The 24,347-nt window shown below is 63.6% G+C and carries 21 protein-coding genes; 10 read left to right on the top strand and 11 right to left on the bottom strand.

What is annotated here, in order from left to right; translation table 11 throughout:
* Positions 1-563: 563 nt before the first annotated feature.
* The gene (locus AC5ZG1_RS24530; RefSeq protein ID WP_496134307.1) at positions 564-1,757 is read right to left on the bottom strand and encodes a serine hydrolase domain-containing protein; all 1,194 of its coding nucleotides are present in this window, start codon (positions 1,755-1,757) and stop codon (positions 564-566) included.
* 256 nt (positions 1,758-2,013) lie between these two features.
* Between AC5ZG1_RS24530 and AC5ZG1_RS24525 the strand changes: the two genes are divergently transcribed.
* The 3 genes from AC5ZG1_RS24525 (at position 2,014) to ftsZ (ending at position 5,788) form a co-directional block, all read left to right on the top strand.
* Positions 2,014-2,334 (top strand): hypothetical protein, encoded by a 321-nt coding sequence (locus AC5ZG1_RS24525; RefSeq protein WP_028162550.1) that lies wholly within the window; start codon positions 2,014-2,016, stop codon positions 2,332-2,334.
* A gap of 252 nt (positions 2,335-2,586) precedes the next feature.
* Positions 2,587-4,080 carry an NAD-dependent succinate-semialdehyde dehydrogenase gene (locus tag AC5ZG1_RS24520; protein WP_496134306.1) on the top strand — a complete coding sequence of 498 codons (1,494 nt, stop codon included), beginning with the start codon at positions 2,587-2,589 and terminating at the stop codon, positions 4,078-4,080.
* 460 nt (positions 4,081-4,540) lie between these two features.
* Entirely contained in the window at positions 4,541-5,788 is a 1,248-nt protein-coding gene (gene ftsZ / locus AC5ZG1_RS24515) for a cell division protein FtsZ (protein ID WP_496134305.1), read from the top strand.
* Positions 5,789-5,876: 88 nt separating this feature from the next.
* On the opposite strand, the gene AC5ZG1_RS24510 is transcribed toward ftsZ, so the two are convergent.
* The 4 genes from AC5ZG1_RS24510 to AC5ZG1_RS24495 form a co-directional block, all read right to left on the bottom strand.
* Positions 5,877-6,431, bottom strand: coding sequence for a hypothetical protein (locus tag AC5ZG1_RS24510; RefSeq protein WP_496134304.1), 555 nt, complete (start codon positions 6,429-6,431; stop codon positions 5,877-5,879).
* Between the two features lie 264 nt (positions 6,432-6,695).
* On the bottom strand, positions 6,696-8,903 hold the full coding sequence (locus AC5ZG1_RS24505) for an SLC26A/SulP transporter family protein (protein WP_496134311.1): 2,208 nt from the start codon (positions 8,901-8,903) through the stop codon (positions 6,696-6,698).
* Between the two features lie 205 nt (positions 8,904-9,108).
* On the bottom strand, positions 9,109-10,023 hold the full coding sequence (locus AC5ZG1_RS24500) for a phosphoribosylaminoimidazolesuccinocarboxamide synthase (RefSeq protein ID WP_496134303.1): 915 nt from the start codon (positions 10,021-10,023) through the stop codon (positions 9,109-9,111).
* Between the two features lie 65 nt (positions 10,024-10,088).
* The gene (locus AC5ZG1_RS24495) at positions 10,089-11,006 is read right to left on the bottom strand and encodes a pirin family protein (RefSeq protein ID WP_496134302.1); all 918 of its coding nucleotides are present in this window, start codon (positions 11,004-11,006) and stop codon (positions 10,089-10,091) included.
* 171 nt (positions 11,007-11,177) lie between these two features.
* Here AC5ZG1_RS24495 and AC5ZG1_RS24490 point away from each other — a divergent pair, with 171 nt between their 5' ends.
* The 3 genes from AC5ZG1_RS24490 to AC5ZG1_RS24480 are packed head-to-tail and all read left to right on the top strand — an operon-like array spanning position 11,178 to position 14,038.
* Positions 11,178-12,539, top strand: a complete 1,362-nt coding sequence (locus tag AC5ZG1_RS24490) for an MBOAT family O-acyltransferase (RefSeq protein ID WP_496134301.1) — start codon at positions 11,178-11,180, stop codon at positions 12,537-12,539.
* Positions 12,540-12,543: 4 nt separating this feature from the next.
* The gene (locus AC5ZG1_RS24485; RefSeq protein ID WP_496134300.1) at positions 12,544-13,428 is read left to right on the top strand and encodes a hypothetical protein; all 885 of its coding nucleotides are present in this window, start codon (positions 12,544-12,546) and stop codon (positions 13,426-13,428) included.
* 43 nt (positions 13,429-13,471) lie between these two features.
* Positions 13,472-14,038, top strand: a complete 567-nt coding sequence (locus tag AC5ZG1_RS24480; RefSeq protein WP_496134299.1) for a GNAT family N-acetyltransferase — start codon at positions 13,472-13,474, stop codon at positions 14,036-14,038.
* 5 nt (positions 14,039-14,043) lie between these two features.
* Here AC5ZG1_RS24480 and AC5ZG1_RS24475 read toward each other — a convergent pair whose 3' ends face one another.
* Positions 14,044-15,414 carry an MmgE/PrpD family protein gene (locus AC5ZG1_RS24475; RefSeq protein WP_496134298.1) on the bottom strand — a complete coding sequence of 457 codons (1,371 nt, stop codon included), beginning with the start codon at positions 15,412-15,414 and terminating at the stop codon, positions 14,044-14,046.
* 129 nt (positions 15,415-15,543) lie between these two features.
* Here AC5ZG1_RS24475 and AC5ZG1_RS24470 point away from each other — a divergent pair, with 129 nt between their 5' ends.
* From AC5ZG1_RS24470 to AC5ZG1_RS24460, 3 genes are all read left to right on the top strand, one after another.
* The gene (locus AC5ZG1_RS24470) at positions 15,544-16,662 is read left to right on the top strand and encodes an FUSC family protein (RefSeq protein ID WP_456644244.1); all 1,119 of its coding nucleotides are present in this window, start codon (positions 15,544-15,546) and stop codon (positions 16,660-16,662) included.
* A gap of 413 nt (positions 16,663-17,075) precedes the next feature.
* Positions 17,076-17,594: an RlpA-like double-psi beta-barrel domain-containing protein gene (locus AC5ZG1_RS24465; protein WP_456644245.1), complete on the top strand. Its 519-nt coding sequence runs from the start codon at positions 17,076-17,078 to the stop codon at positions 17,592-17,594.
* Positions 17,595-17,854: 260 nt separating this feature from the next.
* Positions 17,855-18,259, top strand: a complete 405-nt coding sequence (locus AC5ZG1_RS24460) for a hypothetical protein (protein ID WP_496134297.1) — start codon at positions 17,855-17,857, stop codon at positions 18,257-18,259.
* 41 nt (positions 18,260-18,300) lie between these two features.
* Here AC5ZG1_RS24460 and AC5ZG1_RS24455 read toward each other — a convergent pair whose 3' ends face one another.
* The 5 genes from AC5ZG1_RS24455 to AC5ZG1_RS24435 form a co-directional block, all read right to left on the bottom strand.
* On the bottom strand, positions 18,301-18,774 hold the full coding sequence (locus tag AC5ZG1_RS24455; RefSeq protein WP_496134296.1) for a DUF2867 domain-containing protein: 474 nt from the start codon (positions 18,772-18,774) through the stop codon (positions 18,301-18,303).
* Entirely contained in the window at positions 18,774-20,189 is a 1,416-nt protein-coding gene (locus AC5ZG1_RS24450; RefSeq protein ID WP_496134295.1) for an MATE family efflux transporter, read from the bottom strand. The genes AC5ZG1_RS24455 and AC5ZG1_RS24450 overlap by 1 nt, the downstream gene beginning before the upstream one ends.
* 151 nt (positions 20,190-20,340) lie before the next feature.
* A complete protein-coding gene (locus AC5ZG1_RS24445) occupies positions 20,341-20,628 on the bottom strand; it encodes a hypothetical protein (RefSeq protein WP_464347148.1) in 288 nt (95 codons plus the stop codon).
* 60 nt (positions 20,629-20,688) lie between these two features.
* Positions 20,689-21,984, bottom strand: coding sequence for a UDP-N-acetylglucosamine 1-carboxyvinyltransferase (murA, locus tag AC5ZG1_RS24440; RefSeq protein ID WP_496134294.1), 1,296 nt, complete (start codon positions 21,982-21,984; stop codon positions 20,689-20,691).
* A gap of 125 nt (positions 21,985-22,109) precedes the next feature.
* On the bottom strand, positions 22,110-23,246 hold the full coding sequence (locus tag AC5ZG1_RS24435; RefSeq protein WP_496134293.1) for an aldo/keto reductase: 1,137 nt from the start codon (positions 23,244-23,246) through the stop codon (positions 22,110-22,112).
* Positions 23,247-23,397: 151 nt separating this feature from the next.
* On the opposite strand from AC5ZG1_RS24435, the gene AC5ZG1_RS24430 reads away from it, so the two are divergent.
* Entirely contained in the window at positions 23,398-24,327 is a 930-nt protein-coding gene (locus AC5ZG1_RS24430) for a LysR family transcriptional regulator (RefSeq protein ID WP_456644251.1), read from the top strand.
* Positions 24,328-24,347 lie beyond the last annotated feature (20 nt).

Here is a 24,347-nt window from a genome sequence, read left to right as displayed (position 1 = left end):
GACGCCGTCATGCCCGGGCAAAAGCGCGAAGCGCGTCTTCGCGCAGATGTCCCGGGCATCCACGTCCTTTGCCTCCGCGCACGGGAGAGAACGTGGATGGCCAGGTCAAGCCCGGCCATGACGGAGGAGAGGATTGCGCAATGCGTCCCACTGTCATTCCGGGGCGATGCGAAGCATCGAGCTATGATGTGCAATTGCACATCAGAGAATCCATTTCTCCGCCTCCGCTCGCGGCTCGATAGATTCCAGGCTCGCGCCAAGAGGCGCGCCCGGAATGACGGCGGTGATTGTGGCCCCGCGAGCGGGCGGCTGATTGCGCCGCGGTGGTACAGTCAAAATTCCTGTAACCAGCGGCAGATAGGGAAGACGGGAGCTCGACAATGGCCGACGTTATTTCTGGCGTTAGGATCCCCGATAGCAAGATCGCCCGCGAGGCCGCCGAACGCGTGCGGCAACATGAAACCGAGATGTTCGCTTTGAGCCACCTGTGGCGTGCGCGCGGCGGATCATGCTTTTCGCCTTCGCTCTTGGCGAAGGCGAAAAGCTGATTTCGCCCTACGTCATCACGCCGCCCTCTTGCCGCTGTCGGCGTCGAGGCCGGCATAGATGCCGCGTTCGAAGCCGGCGAAGGCTTCCAGGCATTTGCCGTCGGCGAACGGCAAGAGCTGCATCAGGATCACACCTGTGACATCGCGCGCCGGATCGATCCAGTAATAGGTGTTGGCGAGGCCCGCCCAGGCGAGGCTGCCGGCGCTCCGTCCTTCCTGCGTCTTCAGAGTGTTGATGAGGAAGCTGAGGCCCCATTTCTTGTCCATGTCCGGATAGAGATCGACATGGTTGGACAAAGTGAGATCGGCCGAGACCATCTTGGTGACGTTCAGATCGCCCATGTGGTTCTGGCCCATCAGCGCCACCGTCTCCGGCTTCAGCACCTGGTTGCCGTTGCCGCGGCCTTTGCCCAGGATCATCCGCGTGAACTTGATGTAGTCGCCTGCAGTCGAATAGAGGCCGCCGCCGCCCATATGGAATTCCGGCTCCTGCTCGAGCTCGAACGGGATCGGTGCCAGCGTCCCATCGGGGGCTCTCGCATGCATGCCGACAAGGCGCTGGCGCATCGCATCGGTGATCTTGAATCCGGTATCGCTCATGCCGAGCGGCGCGAACAGGTGATCCCGCAAGTAGGCGTCAAGCCGCTTGCCGCTCGCCGCCTCGACGGCCTTGCCGATGAAATCGATATTGATGCCGTATTCCCAGCGCGTGCCGGGATCTGTCGTCAGCGGCAACTTCAGCGCATCGTTCTTGCAGGTGGTGACGGCGGGCATCCCGGTTTTTGCGAGATACTTGCCCATGTCGTCGTTCCACATGTGGTAGCAGAAGCCCGCTGTGTGGGTCATCAGGTGGCGCAGCGTGATCGGCGTCCTGGCCGGCCGCAGCTTGGGCTCGCCGTCGGCATCGAAGCCCTCAAGCACTTGCGGTGAAGCCAGATCAGGCAGCACCTTGCCGATCGGTTCGTCCAGCGAGAGCTTGCCCTGCTCGACCAGTTGCATCGCGCCTGCGCTGGTCACCGCCTTGGTCATCGAGGCGATCCAGAACACGCTGTCCGTCGTCATCGCATCGTCTTTGCCGAGGTCGCGTTTGCCGAACGCGTTCTCGTAGATGATTTCGTTGCCGGTCGCGGCAATCGCGACCACGCCGGGGATTTCCTTCGCGTCGCATTTCTGACGGAGAAGCTGATCGATCTGAGCTTTGCTCTGCATGGGGCACCTCCTGATTGTTGTTGTGGAGGCTTGATCTTCTTACCGTGTGGCGCGTCCCGCAAGCCGGCCGCTCGCGGATTTTGATTTCAGCGGAAATGCAGCGACGACAACCAGAAACCATCCACGATAACGTGATTTGGTATTGCTTCCTGTCAATGGTTTCGTGATGTAACGCATTCTAATTCCAAGGCAAACTATGCTTCTGGTCTGAATGTTTTGAAGCAAATGGTTGCTTTCGAAGTTGCAGGATGTGGCGATGATCTCGACGTGGAGTGAGTGGAAACGGTACCCCCGGCCCGGCCGGGGCGAGAACATCGAAGCCCCGATCAGCCCCGGCCTTTACGAGGTCCGTTACGCCGGCACCGGCGCGTTGCACTCCTTCGAAGCGGTCGACAATGTCGCGCAGGCGCTGGCGCTACTCCAGGTCGCGCCCAGGTCGTGGTTCGGCCGCCGTGACCCGGCCAAGTTGCCGGACCTCGAATATCGCACCTGCGCGACGTCCTCGAAGGCCGATGCCAAGGCGGCGGCGGAACGTATGATCGGGCGTCGCGAAACCTATCTGAACGGCGCGGCCTAGAGCTTCGGTTCTGATTGAATCAGAACCGAAGCTTGCTGGTTTTGGTGCGTTTTTTGCGCGGATAAGTCTACGCAGCGAACCGGTGTCCACCCTCGGATCAAGTCCGAGGCTATGCTTCGCTCGAAAACGCTCCAGCGGCTCCCGCACACCCGCAAAATTGCTTGACGCATCCGCCCTCAGCGGACGATGCATTGCGACCGGTTTCGACTTATCTTTGGGCGACAACGCCCAGAAAATGCCAGGAGTGACGCCATGAATCCGCCCGTTGCCGCACGCGCTTCGCAATCAGGAACCTCGCTTCGCGATCGCCTGAAAGATCCCTCGCTGCTGCGCGACCGCTGCTTCATCGATGGCGCCTGGGTCGGAACGCCCGTCTTCTCCGTGAACAATCCCGCTACCGGCGCCGAACTGGTGCAGATCCCGCAACTCAGCGCCGGTGACGCCACCAAGGCGGTCGAAGCCGCCGAACGTGCTTTCCCAGCCTGGGCCAAGCTGACGGCCAAGCAGCGTTCCAACATCCTGCGCAAATGGTTCGAACTGATCATCGCCAACCGCGAGGACCTGGCGCTGATCCTGACCTCGGAACAGGGCAAGCCGCTGGCCGAGGCGCTCGGCGAGGTCGATATCGGCGGCGCCTATGTCGAGTTTTTCGCCGAGGAGGCCCGCCGCGTCTATGGCGAGACCATCCCGACCCAGCGGCCGGATGCGCGGCTGCTCGCGATCAAGCAGCCGATCGGCGTCTGCGGCGCGATTACGCCGTGGAACTTCCCGAACTCGATGATCACCCGCAAGGTTTCGCCGGCGCTTGCCGCCGGCTGCACCGTGGTGCTGAAGCCTGCCAACGAGACGCCGCTGTCGGCGCTGGCGCTGGCGGCGCTGGCCGAGAAGGCCGGCGTGCCGAAGGGCGTGTTCAACATCATCACCGGCGATGCGCCGCCGATTGGCAAGGTCCTGTGCGAGCATCCTGCCGTGCGCTTCGTCGGCTTCACCGGCTCGACCGAGGTCGGCAAGATCCTGTACCGGCAGGCGTCCGTCGGCGTGAAGAAGCTCGGGCTGGAGCTCGGCGGCAACGCGCCCTTCGTGGTGTTCGATGACGCCGATATCGATGCCGCGGTCGAGGGCGCGATCGTCTCGAAATACCGCAACATGGGCCAGACCTGCGTCTGCGCCAACCGCCTTTATGCCCAGGACAAGATCTACGACGAGTTCGTGCAGAAGCTCTCGAAGAAGGTTGCCGCCATGAAGATCGGCGACGGCACCGAGCAGGGCGTGGTGCAGGGGCCGCTGATCAACATGGAAGCGATCGAGAAGGTCGAGCGGCACATTGCCGATGCGGTGAAGGGCGGCGCCAAGGTCGTCACCGGCGGCAAGCGCTCTTCGCTCGGCCGCACCTTCTTCGAACCGACGGTGCTCTCCGACGTCAAGTCGGATGCGCTGGTATCGCAGGAAGAGACATTCGGCCCGCTCGCGCCAGTGATCCGCTTCAAGGATGAAGCCGACGTGATCGCGATGTGCAACAAGTCGCCGTTCGGCCTCGCCTCGTACTTCTACTCACGCGACCTCGGCCGCGTCTGGCGCGTCGCGGAGGCGCTGGAATCAGGCATGGTCGGCGTCAACACCGGCCTGATCACGACCGAAGTCGCGCCGTTCGGCGGCGTCAAGGAGAGCGGCCTGGGGCGCGAAGGCTCGCATCACGGCATGGAAGAATATGTCGAGATCAAATACGTGATGATGGCGGGCGTGTAGTCCGTCGTCGGAGCGAAGTCGCGTAGGGTGGGCAAAGCGCAGCGTGCCCACCATCCGCAGTCGAGCCAGAATGGTGGGCACGCTGCGCTTTGCCCACCCTACGACGCTGAGGTCGCTCTTTCCGGGCGGCTTTTTGCTGAGTCAGATCATACACGCCCGGTAACACTCTGTTAACCAACGCAGCCTAGCCTGCGGTCATCGCCCGGTCATCATCAGCCGATTGCCGCCCGGTTCGTTCTAGGAGAACAGCCGATGTCCGTTGAGGCGCTGACATATGCCGCTCCAGGTGCCCGCCTGACAGTCCCGCCAGAGGCTGCTCGTTCGCTTGCCAAGCGACGTCAGGCAACATCGCCCATTAGCGGCGAAGATCGAGAACCAAAGTGGAAACAGACCGCAGGGCTTGTAGATAGCTGATCCGTACCCTCTCATTCCCGACTTGCCGGAGCAACGTGAGGCAAAAATGACCCAGACCATCGATATCAGGGAAATGAAGGCGCGCGTTGTCGTGTTTGGGGTCGGCGGCGCCGGCGGCAATGCCGTCAACAACATGATCGCGAGTGGGCTGAGAGGCGTCGACTTCATCGTTGCCAATACCGACGCGCAGGCACTCAGCATGTCGAAGGCCACGCGCATCGTTCAGATGGGCACCCAGGTGACCGGGGGTCTTGGCGCCGGCGCGCAGCCTGAAGTGGGCTGCGCTGCGGCCGAAGAGGCGACCGATGCAATCCGCGATCATTTGGCCGGCGCGCACATGGTGTTTGTCACGGCCGGCATGGGCGGCGGTACGGGCACTGGGGCGGCGCCCGTTATAGCCAGGACCGCGCGCGAGCTTGGCATTCTCACCATTGGTGTCGTCACCAAGCCATTCCACTTCGAGGGTCAGCGCCGCATGCGCGTTGCCGAAGCAGGTATTGCCGAACTGCTGAAGGCTGTTGACACGCTGCTGATCATCCCGAACCAGAACCTGTTCCGGGTCGCCAGCGAGAGAACCACATTCGCCGATGCCTTCGTCCTGGCCGATCAAGTGCTTTATTCGGGCGTGGCATGCATCAGCGATCTGATCGTCAAGGAAGGTCTGATCAATCTCGATTTTGCCGACGTTCTCTCGGTCATGCGCGAGAAGGGCAAAGCCATGATGGGCAGGGGCGAGGCTTCCGGCGAGAAGCGCGTGCTCAACGCCGCTGTGGCCGCGATTTCCAATCCATTGATCGAGGACCCCTCGATCAAGCGCGCCAGCGGCCTCATCGTCTCCATCTCCGGCGGCAGGGATCTGACGTTGTTCGAGGTCGACGAAGCCGCTACGCGCATTCGCGAACAGGCCGACCCGGACGCCAACATCATCATCGGCGCCACTTTCGACGAAAGCCTGGAAGGCATCGTCCGCGTCTCCGTGGTGGCGACCGGCATCGATAATCTTGGCCCGGCGCAACGGGTGGAAAGCGCAGTTACCGAACTTGCGGGCAGGCTGCAGAACGACAACCGTCGCATTGCCAATGGGATCGAGCGTCGTGCACCGGTGCCTCAATCAGAGCGTTCGCCGCTCCGCCCGACGAGCCGCCACCCTGAACCGGCAGCGCCGATTTCGGAACATGCGCGTCATGCGGCTCCGCAAGGCGTCGATTCGTACGGCCGCTCCGCTCCCGGGCGGAATTTGATCGAGGAAAACCTTCTCGATATCCCGGCCTTCCTGCGCCGGAAGGCCACCTGAGCACATCCAACTGCCGGAAGTAGACGGATTGCAAAAGTCCGTCACACGAGCATCGAGGGTCTTCCTTGAGGTGCGCAGCGCCGATGTTTTACGCGACTGTGCTGCCCGGGTTCTCTGCTGCTTCTTTATTTCCAACCTCCTTGCTGCGCGACAGCCATGCTGGAAGACGGAGTAAGCCAAGCAGGCGATCGTTATTATCTTTTGGCAGCTCGGTCGGCGCCTCATTGGTCAGGCGCGGGAGATCCAGCGCAGCCTGGCCAACTCGCACCGCATCCGCGCGTCGGTCCAGTTCGCGCAACAAGGGATCGATGACGGCTTCGACTTCGGTCGCGACGGATGATAGAAAATTATTGAGCTCGCGAGCTTCGGGCACAACTGCCGCCGCCATCTCTGTCGCCTCGCAGAGCTCGCTGATGACAGGTGTAAACGCTTTGCCAGTTTGCGCGATTCGCTTTTTTATCGCTTCGATTTCGCCCAAAACGTGATTGCGTTCGCGCCGAACTCTTTCCTCAGAAAGGCGGGCCTCGATCTCGGCGATCTGAGCCGTCAGTGTCGTGACATCGGATGCAAGTGCGTCGCGCTTTCCGCGCGCGCGATCGAGATCGCGGCTGAGAGTGTCCACTAGATCGTTCTCTCCGGACATTTTTTGCTCCGCGTAGGACAGCCGTAACGCGAACCGTCAGCCTGGCAAAGGAACGTAAGATCGGCCGACAAAGGCATCGACTTCGTTCGCGTCGCCGGGGCGGTGGATCTAAATACCCCCCAAATCATTCGCATTAGGCGACCGTATGGTTAACAAGTGGTTAATTTCCACCGGAGCCAAGCGCGAGAACCCCGGATTGCGCGGAGCCTGTCATCGGGCGCGCATTCGCGCGACCCGTTGGCTCCATCCGGGCTACGACCGTTGCTATCGCCGCAGCACCGCGATGGTGCGGTTGGCGAAGCTCAGGCGCTCGGCCATGATCGAGACGAAATAGGTCAGGAGCTTGTGGCTGAGCGCGGGGTCGCCGTCCCTGAGCGCTTCGAACTGATGCGTGTTCAGGACGTAGAGCACGCTTGCGACCTCGGCCTGGATGGTGGCGCTGCGCCGCGTTTGCGAGACGAGGCCCATCTCGCCGACCGTGGTGTAGCGGCCGAGGCTGCGCACGCGGGTCGGGCGGCCATCATCGGCCGCGACCATCACACCGACGCGCCCGTCCAGAATGAAATGCATGGATTCGGCGAGGTCGCCGGCGCGGACGATGGTCTCTCCGGCATCGACCTCGACGCGCTCGCAATAATGCATCAGCGCGCTCGCCTCCTGCTCGGAGCCGAGAATTTCGGTGAACCAGTCGCGCAGGCTCGCTTCCTCCTGCTCCAGCCCGCGGTGCTCGGCGATGATCTCGTTCTCGCACCATTCCAGCGCATGATCGAGCTCGGGCTCGATCCTGACCTCGCCGGAAATGAAGCCGCTCGCGCGCAACGTCTTTTCGGCTGCTGGCGCCAGATGCACCAGCAGCAGCTTGACGCCGCGCTCGTCGGCGCAGCGCTTGATCTGTGCAAAGCTGTAGGCTGCCGATGAATCGATGCCGGTGACGAGCTTGAAGTCGAACACCAGATAGTGGCATTCCGGATGGCGCGCGAGCAGCGCCTTGACGTGCTGGTAGAGCCGGTTGGCCGAGCCGAAGAACAGATAGCTCTGCAGGTTCAGGCCCTGGATCGCGCTGCCATGGTCCGCCAGCAGGTCGAGATCATCGCGCGAGCGGTCCAGCGAGCTGCGATACTCGGTGCCGTCGAAACCATACTTGATCGATTCGATCCGCGCGGCGCTGAAGGCAAAGGTGGCGCAGCCGATCACGACGCCGATCAAGACCCCGGCGACGAAGCCCCATTGCAGGATGATGAGGATGATCGCGAGCAGCGACACATATTCGGTTTTCGACAACCGCCGTCGCGACTCGACGATCCATTTGTGGAGCTGATCGGCGCCGAGATAGATCAACAGGCCGCCGAGCACGAATTTCGGCATGTAGCCCAGCAACTCGGGCGCGACCGCGAGCATCAGCACCGAGAAGGCCGCGACTGTCACGCCGCAAAGGCGGCCGGTGCCGCCGCTGTTCAGACTGAGCAGCGAGCGGGTGGTGGAGGTGCAGCCGGCGTAACCGGCCAAGGCGCCGGTCAGGATGTTGGCGAGGCCGGTGATATTGAGTTCCCGTTCCAGGTTGGCCTCGCGATGCGCGGCGACCTCGATGCCGGTGGTGTTGAAGAGGGTGCTGGTTGCCGTGACGAACACGACGGCGACGAGATTGCCGAGCAGGTCCGGCACGGCATACCAGGGATAGTCAGCGAAATTCTCCGCGCTCCACGGCAGCATGAATCTGGTCGGAGGCGGCGGATGAAAGGTCCAGCCCGCGGCCTGCGCCTCGGCGGGCGTGAGGCCGACGATCCAGAATGCGAGATGGCCGATGAGCACGCCGCCGACCAGGATCACCGGCAGCCCGAACGGGCTGCGCGAGCGATGCCAGGTCAGGTACAGGATCAGCGCCATGGCGCAGGCGGCCGACAGCTCGGCGATGGTGACGACGTTTGCGAACTGAGGCAGCGTCGCAAACTTCAGCTCCATGCCCGTGATGACCCTGATGGCGCCGAGCACGAGCAGGCAGCCGGTGGCGCCGAGGAAGCCGCCGACGACGGGATAGGGCACATAGCGGATGGCGCGGCCCATCCGCGTCACGCCGAAGCCGCACAGCACGATGCCGGTGACGATGGTGGCAAGCCCGAGCGTGATCAGGACCGGCGCCAGCATAGGCGCCGCCGGATTGACGGCCGCCACGCGCTCGACCAGCGCGGAGGCGAGGATCGCGGTCATCGCCGCGGTGGAACTCTCGGGACCCGCGACCGCAAATGGCACCGAGCTGCCGAGCGCGATCACCAGCGCCAGCACCGCCGATGAGATGAAGGTGGCGGCGACGCCGTAAGCGAGATAGGGCGACAGTGGGCCTGCGAAGATCAGGAGCGCATAGGACAGGCCGAAGGTGATCGAGAGTACGCTGGCGGCGCTGCCGCCGAGGATGTCGCTGAACGCGCGACCAATCCGCGGACCCGGTTTGACGTTTCGATGCACCACGCCTTGCATTGCCCTCAACACCCGCGCCACTGGTAAACGAGCGCGGCCGGCCGCGACAACAAGATTCTTGTGTCAACGCGTGCATTCGTGGTTCCCGCGAAAGCGGGAACCCATAACCACAGGGGAGTCGTTGTCTGGCGAGAGTGTCGAGCAGATCGCGCTATGGACGGATGTCGCGGAATGGGTCCCGGCTCAAGGCCGGGACGACGAGAAGTTAGATTTTGAGCTCGCTGCCCGTTACCCGCCGATAAGCCTCCAGGTAGCGCTTGCTGGTCGCGTCCACCACGCTGGCTGGCAATGGCGGCGCCGGGGCGTCGCCGTTCCAGCGGCCGGCGTGGCGCTCAGTGTCGAGATAGTCGCGCAAGGGCTGCTTGTCGAAGCTCGGCTGCGGCTGGCCCGGCTTGTAGACATCGACCGCCCAGAAGCGCGAGGAGTCCGGCGTCATCACCTCGTCGATCAGGATGATCCGTCCATCCTTATCGCGACCGAATTCGAACTTGGTGTCGGCGATGATGATGCCGCGCTCGCGGCTGGCCTTTTCGCCGTAAGCGTAGACCGTGCGCGCCATCCGCTCCAGCGTGTCGGCAACATCAAAGCCGACGATCTCGCGCACGCGGGCGACCGTGATATTCTCGTCATGCCCGGTCTCGGCCTTGGTCGCCGGGCTGAAGATCGCAGGCTCCAGCTTGGCGCTCTCGACGAGGCCCGCCGGCAGCTTTTCGCCGGCAAGCGTGCCGTGCGCGGCATATTCCTTCCAGGCCGAGCCGGAGATGTAGCCGCGGATCACGCATTCGATCGGGAAGACGGTGGTGCGCCGGCACAGCATCGCGCGCCCGACGATATCGGCGCGATGGCCTTTCAGCGCGGGCACCTCGCGGATGATTTCATCGGCATCGGCGCTGATCATGTGATGCGGCACGGTGCTCTCGAGCTGGCGAAACCACCAGGCGCTGATCTGGGTCAGCACCGCGCCCTTCATCGGGATGGTCTCGGCCATCACCACGTCGAACGCCGAGATGCGATCGGTGGTCAACAGCAGCACGCGGTCCTCGCCCACGGCATAGATATCGCGGACTTTGCCGCGGCCGATTTGCGGCAAGGGCAGGTCGCTGGCGCGCATCGCATTCATCTGGTCAGACCTTCAAAGCGGCCGCCCGCGAGATTGCGGGCGGCATAGAGCGATGGGGAGATAGCTCACTCCGGCAGCGGAATGAACTCATGTTCCTGCGGGACCGGCTCGAAACGTCCGGTTTTCCAGTCCTGTTTGGCCTGCTCGATCCGCTCCTTGCTGGACGAGACGAAATTCCACCAGATGTGGCGTGGGCCTTCGAGCGCGTCGCCGCCCAGGAACATCATCCGCGTCGGCTGCAGCGCTTTCACGGTGATGCGATCGCCGGGCCGGAAGATCAGGAGGCGCGGTCCCTCATAACGCTCGTTCGCGATCTCGACCTCGCCGTCGACGAGATAGATCCCGCGTTCCTCATGATCGGGATCGAGTGGCACGCTGGTGCCGGCTTCTGCGGCGACCTCGGTGTAGAACCAGGGCGAGACCATCTCGACCGGCGAAGAGATGCCGAACGACGAGCCCGCGATGACGCGCGCGGTGAAGCCCCGTTCGCTGATCATGGGCAGGTCGCCGGCGGCATAATGCTGGAACGAGGGCGCGATCTCTTCCTTGGCCTGAGGCAGCGCGATCCAGCTCTGCAGGCCCAGCATCTTCTGGCCGTCGCGGCGCTGGACGTCGGGCGTCCGTTCGGAATGGGCGATGCCGCGGCCCGCCGTCATCAGGTTCATCGCGCCGGGCTGGATCTCCTGGATGTTGCCCTCGCTGTCGCGGTGCATGATGCTGCCGTCGAACAGATAGGTGACGGTGGCAAGCCCGATATGCGGATGCGGCCGCACATCCATGCCCTTGCCGGCAATAAACTGCATCGGCCCGAAATGGTCGAAGAAGATGAAGGGGCCGACCATCTGCCGCTTGCCATGCGGCAGCGCGCGCCGCACGGCAAAGCCGTCGCCGAGATCGCGGGTGCGCGGCACGATGACGAGCTCCAGCGCGTCGCAGGTCTTGGGATCGCCGAGGATCGGATCGTTGGAGGGAAGCCAGCTCATGAGGGGGACTCCTTATTTCGTGGCTTCAATGATAGCAGGAATCCGCCGCCCGCACGCCATCATCCCGGACGTGCACGCCGGGTGCCGGCTTTTGGCATCATCGTGGCTTGACTCCGGAATCGCCAATGGGGCATGCCATGGGCTTCAAGGTTCCTGCGAGGCCCCCGGAACATGACTTTCACGTCGTGGCAATTCGGCTTGTTTGCCGCGATCGTATTTGTGGCCTACTACCTCCCGCCGCTCCGGCGGTTCCAGGTCCTGCTCCTGGTGGTTGCGAGCCTGTTCTTCTATGGATACGGCCAGCCCGAGCTGCTGCCGCTGCTCGCGGTCGCGGTCGGCGGGACCTATCTGTTCCTGGTGCTGTCGCTGCACGATCGGCGCTGGCTGCCGGCCGGCATCGTCTTCAACCTCGCGCTGCTCGCCTTCTTCAAATACAAATTCCTGTTTCTCGATCCGAAGGCGCCGGTGCTGGTCGACAATGCGGCGATCGACTTCCTCTTGAGGCTGCCGCTACCGATCGGCATCTCCTTTTTCGTCTTCCACAATATCAGCCTGTTGGTTGACCTCACGCGCAGCAAGGCCTTGCGGCCGCCTCTCACCGACGTCTTCCTCTACATCATCTTCTTTCCGCAGCTCGTCTCCGGGCCGATCACGCGCGCCGGCAATTTCATGCCGCAGATCGTGCCGAAGCGGCTTGCCGACGTGCCGTTCGTCGAAGCCACGAAATGGATCATCGCGGGCTTCTTCTTCAAGCTCTACGTGGCCAACAATCTCAACGAGATGACGGCCTATATGGACTTCCCGCTCTACGAGACGCTGCAAACCCAGGACCGCTGGCTGCTCGTTTTCCTCTACGGCTATCAGATCTATGCCGACTTCTTCGGTTATTCTGCAATCGCGATCGGTCTCGCGCTTCTGTTCGGCTATCGCCTGCCGATCAATTTCGACCTGCCCTATACGTCGCTGTCGTTCTCGGAATTCTGGACCCGGTGGCACATCTCGCTGTCAACCTGGCTGCGCACCTATCTTTACATCCCCTTAGGGGGAAACCGCCATGGGCGTGTCAGAACCTATCTCAACCTGATGATCGTGATGGGGCTGGGCGGCCTCTGGCACGGCGCAGGCTTCAGCTATCTGGCCTGGGGCGTACTGCACGGGCTGTTCCTCGTGATCGAGCGGCCGTTCCTGCGCCTGCTGCAGGCGATCGATTCCGTGCCGCTGCGGCTGTTGCGGATGGGGGTGGTGTTCTTCTGCGTCACCATGGCCTGGATCTTCTTCAAGCTGCCGAATTTCGATCATGCGCTCGCCTATCTCACCGGCATGTTCACGCCGACCACCAACCCGAATCCGCCCAAATTGTTCTACAATCTTGCGCTGCTCTACGCGCTTCCGGTCCTGCTGCAGCATATGCGCATCACATCGCTGTTCGAGACCGCGCTGACGCGGTGGGAGCCATATGCCTATGGTGCGCTGGTCGCGCTTGCCTATCTGGAGGCGGGGCCGGACAGTGCCTTCATCTATTTCCAGTTCTGATCGCATGGAGCAGCAGCCCAAACCCACCGCCTGGTTGATCAAGAGCGCCGTTGCGGCAGCGCTCCTGCTGCTCGCCTGCGGTATCGCGACCGCGCGGTTCGGACACACGCTGCAACTGCCGGTGACGACCGCGCGCGATGGCGCGCTCGTCATCGTGAACCGCTATGTCGACAATCCCGTTCCGGATGTCGTGCTGGTCGGCAGCTCGCTGACCTTCCGGCTGAGGGAGGAATATTTCGAAACGCCGCGCGTGGGGAATCTGGCGTTCGCGGGCGGCTCGCCCGTCACTGCGCTCGAGATCCTCGCGAGCCAGCGGCAGCTTCCCAAGCTGATCGTCGTCGAGACCAATATCTTGTCCCGCGCGCCGGATGTGGAGCTGGTGAAGCGCTTCTCCACCAAGGAAGGGCACGAGGCGCTGTTCTTGCGCCCGATCCGGACCGCCGTTGCGGCCTATGAGAACCGGGTGCATGCCCCGGTCACCCACGCCCAGATTGCGGCCCGGCTGAAAAGCCTGCTCGCGCAGCCGCCCGGCAATTTCGACAACCAAGTCTATCTGCAGCGGGCGATCGGAGAGATGGAGTCCGAAGACCCGAGCGCCGCCGCCAAGGTCAATATCGAAACGATCGGCCGGCTGATCGAGGTGCTGGAACAGCGCGGCGCCCGCGTGCTGCTGATGGAAATGCCCTACGCTGCCCCGATCGAGACATCGCTCTATGTCAGGACCACGCGCGAGATCGTCCATCGCGCATTTCCAGATCAGAGCCGGTGGCTGCCGATCGACGTCGACCGTAGCCAACTGCGATGGGACGACGGCGTGCACCTGGACGCACGGTCGGCGGTGCTGGTGAGCCGCTACCTGGATGAACGCTTTTCCGCTAGATTGAAGTGATATCCGCGGATCTTCTCATTCTGGTCAGTAGGGTGCAGGAGCAATGGTCGCTTGGCTCAAGTCCGGCTCAGCGCCGGCGCAATTTCACGGTCCCACAATCGAGACGCCGCGGTTGATCCTGCGCTCGTGGAAGGCTTCCGACATCGCGCCGAACACCGCCATGCTCGCCGATCCCGAGACGGCGCGATTCATCACGCCCGACCACAAGGCGGTGACAAACGAAACGACTGGCTGGCGCAACGCGGCCGTCATCGCCGGGCACTGGGCGCTGTATGGTTTCGGCATGTTTGCCGTCGAAGAAAGATCATCGGGCCGCTACGTGGGCCGTGTGGGCCCCTGGTACCCGGCGGGATGGCCGGGGTTTGAGGTCGGCTGGGGTATCGCCAAGGACTATCGCGGCAAAGGCTATGCGGTCGAGGCCGCGCGCGCGGCCATCGACTGGGTGTTCGCCAATCTTGCAGTCGATCGCATCATTCATTGCATCGATCCGGTCAACGCCGCCTCGCAGAGCGTGGCACGCCGGCTTGGTGCGAAAATCGACGGCCAGGCCGAGCTCAATGGCGATACCGTCGATATCTGGGTGACCGATCGCGATCGATGGACGGTTTGAGAGGCCTACTGCCGGCCCAATTGCGTCGCCTGTTCCACGCGGTCGAAGCGTTCCAGCGACAGGATCGCATCGGCGAATTGGTCGGCACGGCCGTTCAGGACCGGGCGGGCCAGGGTGAGGAATTTCTGCTGCATCGCCTGCGCATCGGGGAACGAGGTCGGCTCGCCGGAGGGATCGGCATAGAGCCGCTCATGCACGCCGTCGTCGGTGGTGATGCTGACGCGCGCGCCGAACGGATGGGTGCGGCCGATCTCCAGCCGGTCGTCCTGCACCACGTCGAACTTGTCGGCGAGCGCATCGATCGCGGCATCGCCAAGCCGACTGTAGTCGTCCCAGCCGAAGCGGCCCTGGTCGAGTGCAACAGCACCGGTGAAGAACATCGAGAACTGGCCGCCAACGATCGAGGTCGGATGCCGCTTGGTGGCGGCGTCGCCGGTCAGGGTGATGCCGTTGCGGTGCAGGCCGATCTCGACCCGCTTCACCTGGTCCGGCGTCAGATTGTGCTCGCGCCGCATCGCGATCAGCGCATCGATCGCGGCATGGGTGTAGCGGCAGCTCGGATAGGGTTTGACGCCGATCTTCATGGTCTCAAAGATGCTACCGAGCCCCGCAATCGCCTTGTCCGGGTGCGCGTCGTCGCTGTAGCCGACGAGCAGGCCATGCTTGCCTTCCACCGATTCGACCGAGCCGACGAAATCGTTGCGCGCCAGCGTTGCGGCGATGACGCCGTTCATCGCGGCGGCGCCGACCTGGTAGCGCTTGTTCCAGGCGCCGTTGATCAGGAACTGCAGCGAGCCCGCGGCCTGGCTGCCGGAGACGCCGAAGGCCGCGATGATCTGCTCCTTCGATAGTCCGAACAGTTTCGCGGCCGCCGCCGCCGCGCCATAGGTGCCGGCGGTCGCGGTCGGATGGAAGCCGCGCGCATAATGCGAGGTCGGATCGAGCGCATTGCCGAGCCGGCAGCAGACCTCATAGCCCGCGACAATAGCGGTCAGCACATCGCGGCCGGACGCGCCGACCATCTCGCCGACGGCAAACGCAGCAGGCACCACGGGCGCGCTTGGATGCAGCGAGGAATCGGCATGCGTGTCGTCGAAGTCGAGCGAATGGCCGAGCGCGCCGTTGAGCAGCGCCGCGACCGCCGGCGTCCAGGTCTTGCCGTCGCCGAACACGGTGGCTTCGCCCTTGCCATCAAGCGCCAGCGCTTCCAGCATCTTGAGCAGCGAGGGCGTGGATTCGGCTTCGCGCCGCGCCCGGATCGTGCTGCCGAGGAAGTCCAGCGTCAGCACCTTGGCGCGCTGCAATACTTCCGGTGGAATATCCGCGAATTTCAGGTTAGCGACATAGGCGGCGAGCGTTGCGGTTTCGTTGGCCATCGTGTTTCCTCGTTCTGTCGCGCAGGGTAGGCGGGCCGGTTTCACGTTTCAAGCCGCCTTCACGCCGCGGGCATCAGCCATGCCGAACGTCAGCCATAGGATCGTCGTGAGCAGCAGAGATTTGGTCGCATGACAGCCGCCGCGAAACGTGTGCTCGGCTGGATTCGCAGCCGAAAGGGCCAATTGGCGCTGGCAGTCAGGGTCACGGTGGCGGCCGCGATCGCCTATGCGGTGGCCGTCGCGCTGCACCTCCTGCTGCCGCTCTGGGCGGTGCTGACGTCGCTGATCGTGACCCAGATGAGCGTCGGCCGATCGCTGAAGGCAACCCGCGACTACATGCTCGGCACCATCGGCGGCGCGATCTATGGCGGCGCCATCGCGGTGCTGATCCCGTATTCCGGAGAGAGCGGCCTGCTCGGCTTGCTGGTGCTGGCGGTTGCACCACTGGCCTTTGTCGCGGCCATCAACCCCAGCCTCAGTGCGGCCACCGTGACGGCCGTGATCGTGCTGCTGGTCCCGACCATGCATCACGCCGATCCGCTGGTATCCGCAATCGACCGCGTCAGCGAGGTCGCGGTCGGCGCGGTCACTGGGCTTCTGGTGTCGTTTCTGGTGTTGCCCTCACGCGCGGTGAGCCAGATCCGCGTCAACGCCGCGCGCCTGCTGGAACTGATCGCGGCCGCCTTCACTGAGCTGCTCGCCGGCCTGACGCGCGGCCGTGACAATGACGCTCTCCACCGCATCCAGGACGGCATCGGCACCGCGCTGGTCGGCTTGGACGCGACCGGCGCGGAGGCGGAGCGCGAGCGCTCCGCGCATCTATCGTCCGGTCCGGATACCGGGCCGCTGCTGCGGACCATCTTGCGACTGCGCCATGATGTCGTGATGATCGGCCGCGCCACTGTGGTGCCGCTGCCGGCGAATGTGCAGGCGCGACTTGCGGCGCCATTGTCCGACGTCAGCAAGGCGATCACGCTCTATTTGCGTTCTGCCGCCGCAGCGCTGCGCATGGGCGCTGGCGCGCCGCCGATTGCGCCTGTTCATGCCGCCCTGCAGCGCTATGCGAACGAAGTCGCCGCTGTTCGCAGCGAGGGCCTGATCCGCGGCCTTCCGGGCGACATGGCGGAGCGTTTCTTCGCACTCGGATTCTCGCTGGAGCAGATGCGGCAGAACCTGCTCGATCTCGATCGCGTCGTTGGCGAGTGGTCGGAGACGTCGGCAGCGGCGAAAGAGGCGGCCGAAGAATAGGGCGTGCGCTCTGTAGGATGACATAACAATGAGATCGCGGCCCCTGTCCTTGGCTGCTGCGATGATGGCTTGATAGGGTTGCCCGTTCTCCACTGAATCGTCTCGCAGGAAACACCGGCCTTCTTGGCCGCATTTGCCGCGCGATCCAATGGGCTTGTGGCTTGTTCCTTGCGCCCTCGGCAGAACGCTTGCTCCTGCGCACGCGCTGTCATGCTGCTGACGCAATCTCTGTCTTAGTCGACGAGAACTAAAACACTGTGTGAGAACCACCCCGGTTCCCACAGCGGTTCCATCGCCCGGGTTGGCGCGAATCCGCAAAAAATTGGCACGAGTTCGTAAACGCCTCCGCGTTCGCTTGGCCATGCGTTGCGGCATCGGGAACCGAACGATCGAAGAAAATCAATCAAGGAGTTATGATGCTCTTCCGCTCGAGCGCCGCAATTTGCGGCGCCCTAGTTGCACTTGCCATTTCTGTTACCATTGCTCGCAGTGAAACCCGCGCGGTTTATTCAAGCGCTGTCGTCGATGTCGCTTCTGGGGATGCGATTGTTGGCGCAGCATCCATGTACAATCCGTTCCGGCCCGGATGGCGGGAGGGCGGCCCGAATACAGCCTCCGGCGAGCGCTATGATCCCTCTGGCTGGGCGGCTGCCATCAAGACAAGTTTGCGTCAGAAATTCGGTGGGGTGCAGTATGGCGCGAAGCCGAAGTATGCCCTCGTTGAGGCTGTAGGCAAGAAGGTCATCGTCAAGATAAATGACGTGGGGCCACTGACGCCTGGCCGCATCATTGACCTGAATGAGCGGACGATGCGCCATTTCGATCCAAGCCTGCAGCTCGGAGTCATCAATGACGTAACGGTCAGGCCGCTCTCAGGGGACGATTGGACCCCCGGACCGGTCCGCGATGGCCTCCTCGCCGCTGATTCTTGAAGCGATTGCACCTCTGGCGACAAGACGCCGGCGGGCGCAATTTGCACGCCGGCGATCGCGCCTATTTATGCTGCCCTGCAGCGCGACGTCGGCGAAGTCGCCGCCGTCCGCAGCGCTCGTGACCAAGGCGGAAGTTACACCTTAAGCTATCGTTTACTCTCGAAAGCTGCACTTTACCGCCTCGCGCTCAACCGCTCTTAAATCTTAGGAGGTATCGTCCGGAGACACAGGCTTCATCTCCACTATCATGCGGCCATGCGATGAATGATACCGAATCCGAAGAAAGCAAAGCTCAGCGCTTTGCGGCATTACCGAGATGGAAAAGATGGCTCGTCTACTTCGGCATCCTTAACCGCCGCTTCTTGCTTATGAGCGATGCCGAACGGCAGACATTCAGGACTGAGCAGCTCAGGCGATTTGCCGATTGGCCGATGTGGAAGAAGTTGCTCGCGACGGCAGGGCTTGCGGTCGGCGCGATTGCGGGACCTTTGCATTTCTACTTATTCGGACAATTGACAATCGGATGGAAAAAGCTCGGTTTTACCAGGACGATTGTTGCCTCCGAAGAGCCCGTGCTTTTCGTTGCGACGTTGCTGTTTCTCGAGTGCACCGTCATCTTGATGCTTTGTCTCACGACCAAAGTTTTCTTCTTCCATCGCGACTAGGTTCAGTTCACGCCCGAGCGCGCGATGCGGTTAGGCTGGCTCTAAAGCGCGACCTGCCGCAGCATCGCGGCCACGACCAGACGGTGAAAGGGCAGGATGATCGCGAGGTAGGTCCGGCCGAGCCGATTATGCGTCCGCACCAGCGTGGTGGTGGTGACCTCCTGGCCACCGGCATGCGCCGTGACATCGACCACGACACGAAAATCGAGATGGCTGTCGTTGAAGCCCGCCACCAGCCGTTCCGGCGTCTCGCTGAGAACCGGAAACATGCCGACCATGCCAAGCGATGCCCTATCGCCTTCGCCCGACGTCTTCAGGCCAAGCGGCGCGACAATCAGATTGCGCAATCGCAACAGCGCTTCGATCCAGCGCTGCCGGCGCGCGAACATCTTCTCGGCCGCCTTGCGCGCATCGAGCGCGGTGCCGTCGACGGCGATGCGAAAGGCGTCGATGAACTCGGCGCCGGCGAGGAGCGGGCCGGGATCGATATCGGGCGTGACTTCGCGCGCTTTCATCACATGGCCAGTCTGTTGCTCAGCAGGCGGAAACGCAAGATCAGCAGAATGGCATAGGCCGCGGTTCCGGCCGATAGCCCGATCCAGATGCCGACCGCGCCGAGCGTGGTCGCGAAGCCGAGCAGGCATGCGGAGGTGAACCCGATCAGCCAATAGCTGATCGTGGCGAACAGCAGCGGCAGGCGCGTATCGTTCATGCCGCGCAGCGCGCCGGCGGCCACCGTCTGCACGCCGTCGGCGATGAAGAACGTCGAGCCGACCAGGAGCAGCGAGGCCGTCAATTGCACGGTCGCTTCGGCTGCTTCGCCGAGGAAGATTTCGGCGATCGCGGATCGTCCGAGAATGACAAAGAGCGTCATCGTCGACATGAAGGCGATGCCGAGCCCGGTTGCGACGAGCCCCGCGCGCCTGACCGCCTGCGCATCGGTGCGTCCGACCGCATGGCCGACACGGACCGTCGCCGCCATGCCGATGCCGAACGGCACCATGAACAGGATGGCTGCGATCTGCAGCGCGATCTGATGCGCGGCCAGCGCGGCCGTCGAGATCAGGCCCATCAACAGCCCCGCCGCGCCGAACAGGCCAAATTCCAGCAGGAACGAGACCGAGATCGGCGCGCCGACAATGACGAGCTGCCGCATCAGTGGCCAATCGATGCGCCAGACGCGGCCGAGCACCTGGTATTTCCGGAACGGCCGGCGGCGGTAGGCGAACCACAGGCCGGCGAGGAAGGTCCCGAGATTGACGATCGAGGTGGCAATGCCGACCCCGAACAGCCCGAGCGACGGCAATCGCCAAGCGCCATAGGAAGCACCATAGAGCAGGAGATAGACCAGCAGCGCATTGGCCGGGATCGCCGCGAGCGTGATCCACAGGATCGGCTCGGGCCGGTTGACCGCACTCATGAAGCCGCGGATCGCGATGAACCACAACGCCGGCAGCATGCCCCAGGCGAGGCCGAACAGATATTGCTGCGCGAGCTGCGCGGCCGTGGCGGACTGGCCGAGCGCGAGCAGGATCTGCTCACCGCGGAACGGCAGCACCATCAGCGGCAGCGTGATGAACAGCGCGGCCCACAGCCCGACGCGGAGCGAGCGCCGCACCATGCGCGGATTGCGCGCGCCAAAGGCTTGCGCCGCCAGCGGGGCGACGGCGGACATCAGGCCCATGCCGAAGGTGAAGCTGACAAAGTAGACCGTGCCCGCCAAGGCTGCGGCGGCGACAGCCTCGTCGCCGAACCGGCCGATGAAGGCGAGGTCGGTCGTCATCATCGCGATCTGGCCGAGCTGCGTCAGCGCCATTGGCACTGCCAGGCGCAGGGTCTCAGTGAGCTCGTCGCGCAAATGGTGACGAGGCGCACGCGCGGCCACGCGCGGCGCCATCGAAGCGCGTTCGATGTTCTCGGTTGAGGTCATGGCGTGAGATTAGCACTGCCGCGCGCCTAAAAGGTGGCGGAACAGCCACTGCGGTGGCCCGGGTGGAGCGCAGGCGTAACCCCCGCCCCCTCGCGAATGCCGATGCGGCTGTCCCGGGTTGTGCTTCGCTTCACCCGGGCTACGGCCCGGTTTACGGCTGGCCCTGCCTGATCGCGTTGATTTCGCGCTGCTGGGCCTCGATGACGCCGTCGGCGATCTGTCCGACGCGGGGATCGCTGACATGGGCGCGCTCGCTGGTCAGGAGCGCCGCCGAATGGTGCGGGATCACGACCGGGATGCCCGCGACGCCGCTCGGGCTCTCGTTGCTATGCGCGAGCCAGAGCGCAATCGTCAGCACCGCGACTGCTGCCGCGGCAATGGTGAGATTGGCGGCATCGCCGCCGGTGATCTGGAGAAAGCTGGGCAGACGAACGCGCATGGTCGCACCTGCCTATGGGGGATTGGCAGTGCAACGGACAGGTCGGCCGATTGTTCCAATTTACCGCACGCGTTCGGGCACGCGGGTGATCTTGGCGCCGAGCGCGTTCAGCCGCTGCTCGATCCGCTCGTAGCCGCGCTCGATCTGGTCGGCATTGTTGATGGTGGAAGTGCCCTCGGCGCAGACGGCCGCAAGCAGCATCGCCATGCCGGCGCGGATGTCGGGGGAGGTCATCGGCGCGCCGCGCAGGCGGCTCGGACCGGCGACGATGGCGCGATGCGGGTCGCACAACACGATGCGCCCGCCCATTGCGATGAGCTTGTCGACGAAGAACATCCGCGATTCGAACATTTTTTCGAACATCAGGATGACGCCATCGCATTGGGTCGCGGTGACGATCGCGATCGACATCAAATCTGCGGGGAAGGCCGGCCAGGGCTGGTCCTCCAACTTCGGCACATGGCCGCCGAAATCATCATGGATCTTCATGGTCTGGCCCGAGGGCACCACGAGGTCGTCGCCCTCGACGCCGCAGACGATGCCGAGCCGCTCAAAACCCATCCGGATCGAGCGCAGATGCTCGACGCCGGCACGCGCGATGCGCAGCGGCGAGCGCGTCACCGCGGCAAGCCCGATCAGCGAGCCGACCTCGATGTGATCGGGCTGGATCGCGTAGTGCGTGCCGCCGAGCGTGGCCGGGCCGTGCACGATGATGGTATTGGTGCCGATGCCCTCGATCTTGGCGCCAAGCGCGACTAGGAAATGCGCGAGATCCTGCACATGCGGCTCGGACGCGGCGTTGCGCAGGTATGTGGTGCCGCGCGCGGCCACGGCCGCGACGAGCGCGTTCTCGGTCGCGGTGACGCTGGGCTCGTCGAGGAACACGTCGGCGCCCCTCAGGCGGGAGGCGCGGAACTCCAGCCGATGGGTCGCGGTGACGCTGGCACCTAACTGCTCGAAAGCGAGGAAATGCGTGTCGAGACGGCGGCGCCCGATCACGTCGCCACCGGGCGGCGGCAACGCGACTTCTCCGCAGCGGGCGAGCAGGGGTCCCGCAAGCAGGATCGAAGCGCGGATCCGCGCACACAGTTCCGGATCGAGATCGGCGGCGCGGATCTCCTTGGCGTGGATTGCAAGCGTGTTGCGCTCGGTCCACTCGGCCGACGCGCCGACGGAGCGGCAAAGCTCAACCAGCGTCTCGGTGTCGCGGATCCGCGGCACATTGGTCAGCGTGACCGGATGCTCGGTCAGTAGCGCCGCCGCAATGATCGGCAGCGCCGAATTCTTGTTGCCGGACGGCTCGATCGTGCCGGAGAGCCGGTGGCCGCCCTCGACGATATATTGGATGGGCGCCACGTTGTCCTCGACGGGTTGGTTGCTTCGCTCGTGGAAGATTCCGTAACGGAATCAAAGGGCGATGCGAGCGACATAGCACATAAGGTCCGTCCAAGTCATGCCCTTAGCGAGCCACTGCCCGGCCATCAGGCCGGGACTGTGGCTGCCTGCTCGATCAGCCCGCTTTCCTTCAGCTCCTGCCAGAATTCCGCGGGGATCTTGGCCTGTATTGAATTGTAGTCCTCGAGGATCTGCCGGTGGCTGCTCGCGCCCACGACCAAGGCGACGACAACGTCAGGGGCTGATGAGAACTGCAACGCCGCGGTCCGCAGATCGACGCCGTGGCGGGCGGCAGCTGCGCGCAGCTGGTCGCGTTTCTCGATATGGGCCGGGGAGATCTTGTAATTGTTCGGCCCGTAATTGTAGCGCGGACTGCCGGAGATGAAGCCTGCATTCAGCGCCGAGCCGATTACCAGCGACACGTTCTTTTTCCGCACCGCCGGGAAAACCTGATTGACGGCGTTGGCATGATCGACCAGCGAGTACTGCGACGCGCACAGGCAGACGTCGGGATCGGCAACGTCGATGACGCGCAGGATCGGCTCGGGACAATTCACGCCGATGCCCCAGGCCTTGATGATGCCTTCCTCGCGCATGCGCGACAGTGCAGGGAACGCGCCGCGTTCGGCGATCGCGAACTGCTCCTGCCATGATGTCGGGAAGTATGGAAAATCAGGCGAGATGTCGTGGACGAACGCCACATCAAGGCTGTCGACACCGAGCCGCTGCAGGCTGTCCTCGATTGAACGGCGAACACCGTCAGCGGTGTAGTCGTAGGTGACGTCATTCGGCGAGTCCGAGAGTGGAAAGATTTCCGCATGCCGGTTGTTCTTCGAGGCCTTGAACAGCTTGCCGACCTTCGACGAAAGGACGTAATCGCCGCGGGGCTTGTTGTGCAGGAAGTGGCCGAAGCGGCGCTCGGACAATCCGAAGCCGTACCAGGGCGCGACGTCGAAATAACGCACGCCTGCGCTCCACGCAGCCTCCAGCGTCGCCTCGGCATCGACGTCCGTGACCTTGTTGAACTCGTTGCCAAGCGGAACGCCGCCCAGCCCGAAGCGGAACTCCGGCTTGAAAAGCTGTGTCGCCCGATTTGCCTGTGCCATGCGATTGTCTCCTTTAGTGTCGGTGGCGGCTATCACCAATGACGGTGCCGCAAGGGCGCCGACCGTCGCCGCGGCGACGGTGAGGAAATCCCTGCGGCTGCCAGTTCGTTTCGTCATCGCGTGTCTCCTTCGTCATGCGGGGAAGGCGCCGAGAAGCGCGGCTCCATGCGCGGCGCCTCTTCCTTGAAACTTGAGTATGGGTCGTAAAACCGCGGCGACCAGGGTAGGTTCGTTGAGTGCAGCTCAACGACGTCTTGAGAAGCGGTTCATGAAAACGTTCGACCGAAACATGCTGGCGGACCTGAACGTGTTCCTGACAATCGTGCGCCGCGGCAGCCTTGCCAAAGCGGGCATTGAACTCGGCGTGAGCACGTCCGCCTTGAGCCATCGGCTGCGCAAGCTGGAGTCCGATCTGGGCGTAAGGCTGTTGCATCGCTCCAGCCGTTCCGTCAGGCCGACTGACGCAGGAGCCGCGCTTGCCGCTGAGCTGGAGAATGGATTTCGCACCATCCGCGATGCCTTGACCGGGCTGGAGAACCATCGACGTGTCCCGGTGGGGCGGCTTCGTCTCAACGTTCTCCGTGATGCCGCGCGGCTTGTGCTTGGTCCCGTGCTGCCGCGTTACTGCAAGGAATTTCCGGGCATGTATGTCGACGTAATCGTCGAGGATCGCATGGTCGAGATCATCGCCGAGGGCTTTGACGCCGGTATCCGTTACGGCGATCGCGTGCCGCTGGACATGGTGGGGATAGCGCTGACGAAACCGTTGAAGTGGGTCGTGGTCGGCTCACCCGAACTGATCGCGCGTGCTGGCCGTCCCGATACTCCCGGCGATCTGCTGCAGCTTCCGTGCGTCGAGATGCGCGTCGGCGATAACCGCAACTTCCCGTGGGAATTGGGCAATGGCGATTCGATGATCCGGCTCGATGTCCGCGGGCCGGTATGCGCCAACGAGACGGAACATGCGGTCGACATGGCGCTGCGTGGCGTGGGCTTCGTCTATTGCCTGGAACGGCGGATCGAAGCGGAGGTCGTATCCGGCGCGCTGGAAATCCTGTTGCCGGATTGGGCCTCGGAAGGCCCGCCCTTCACCATCTACTATCCGAGCCGCCGCCAACCGCCGCCCGGTCTGCGCCAGCTCATCGACCTCACGCGCAAGACCGAAAGCCTGCCGCCATTGGCCGCGACCGACGCCTGATGCGCTCGGGCTGGCAGCGT

This window comes from Bradyrhizobium sp. Leo78 (assembly GCF_059512425.1).
Note: the sequence above shows the minus strand (reverse complement) of the source record. Positions and strands in the feature narration are given on the sequence as shown.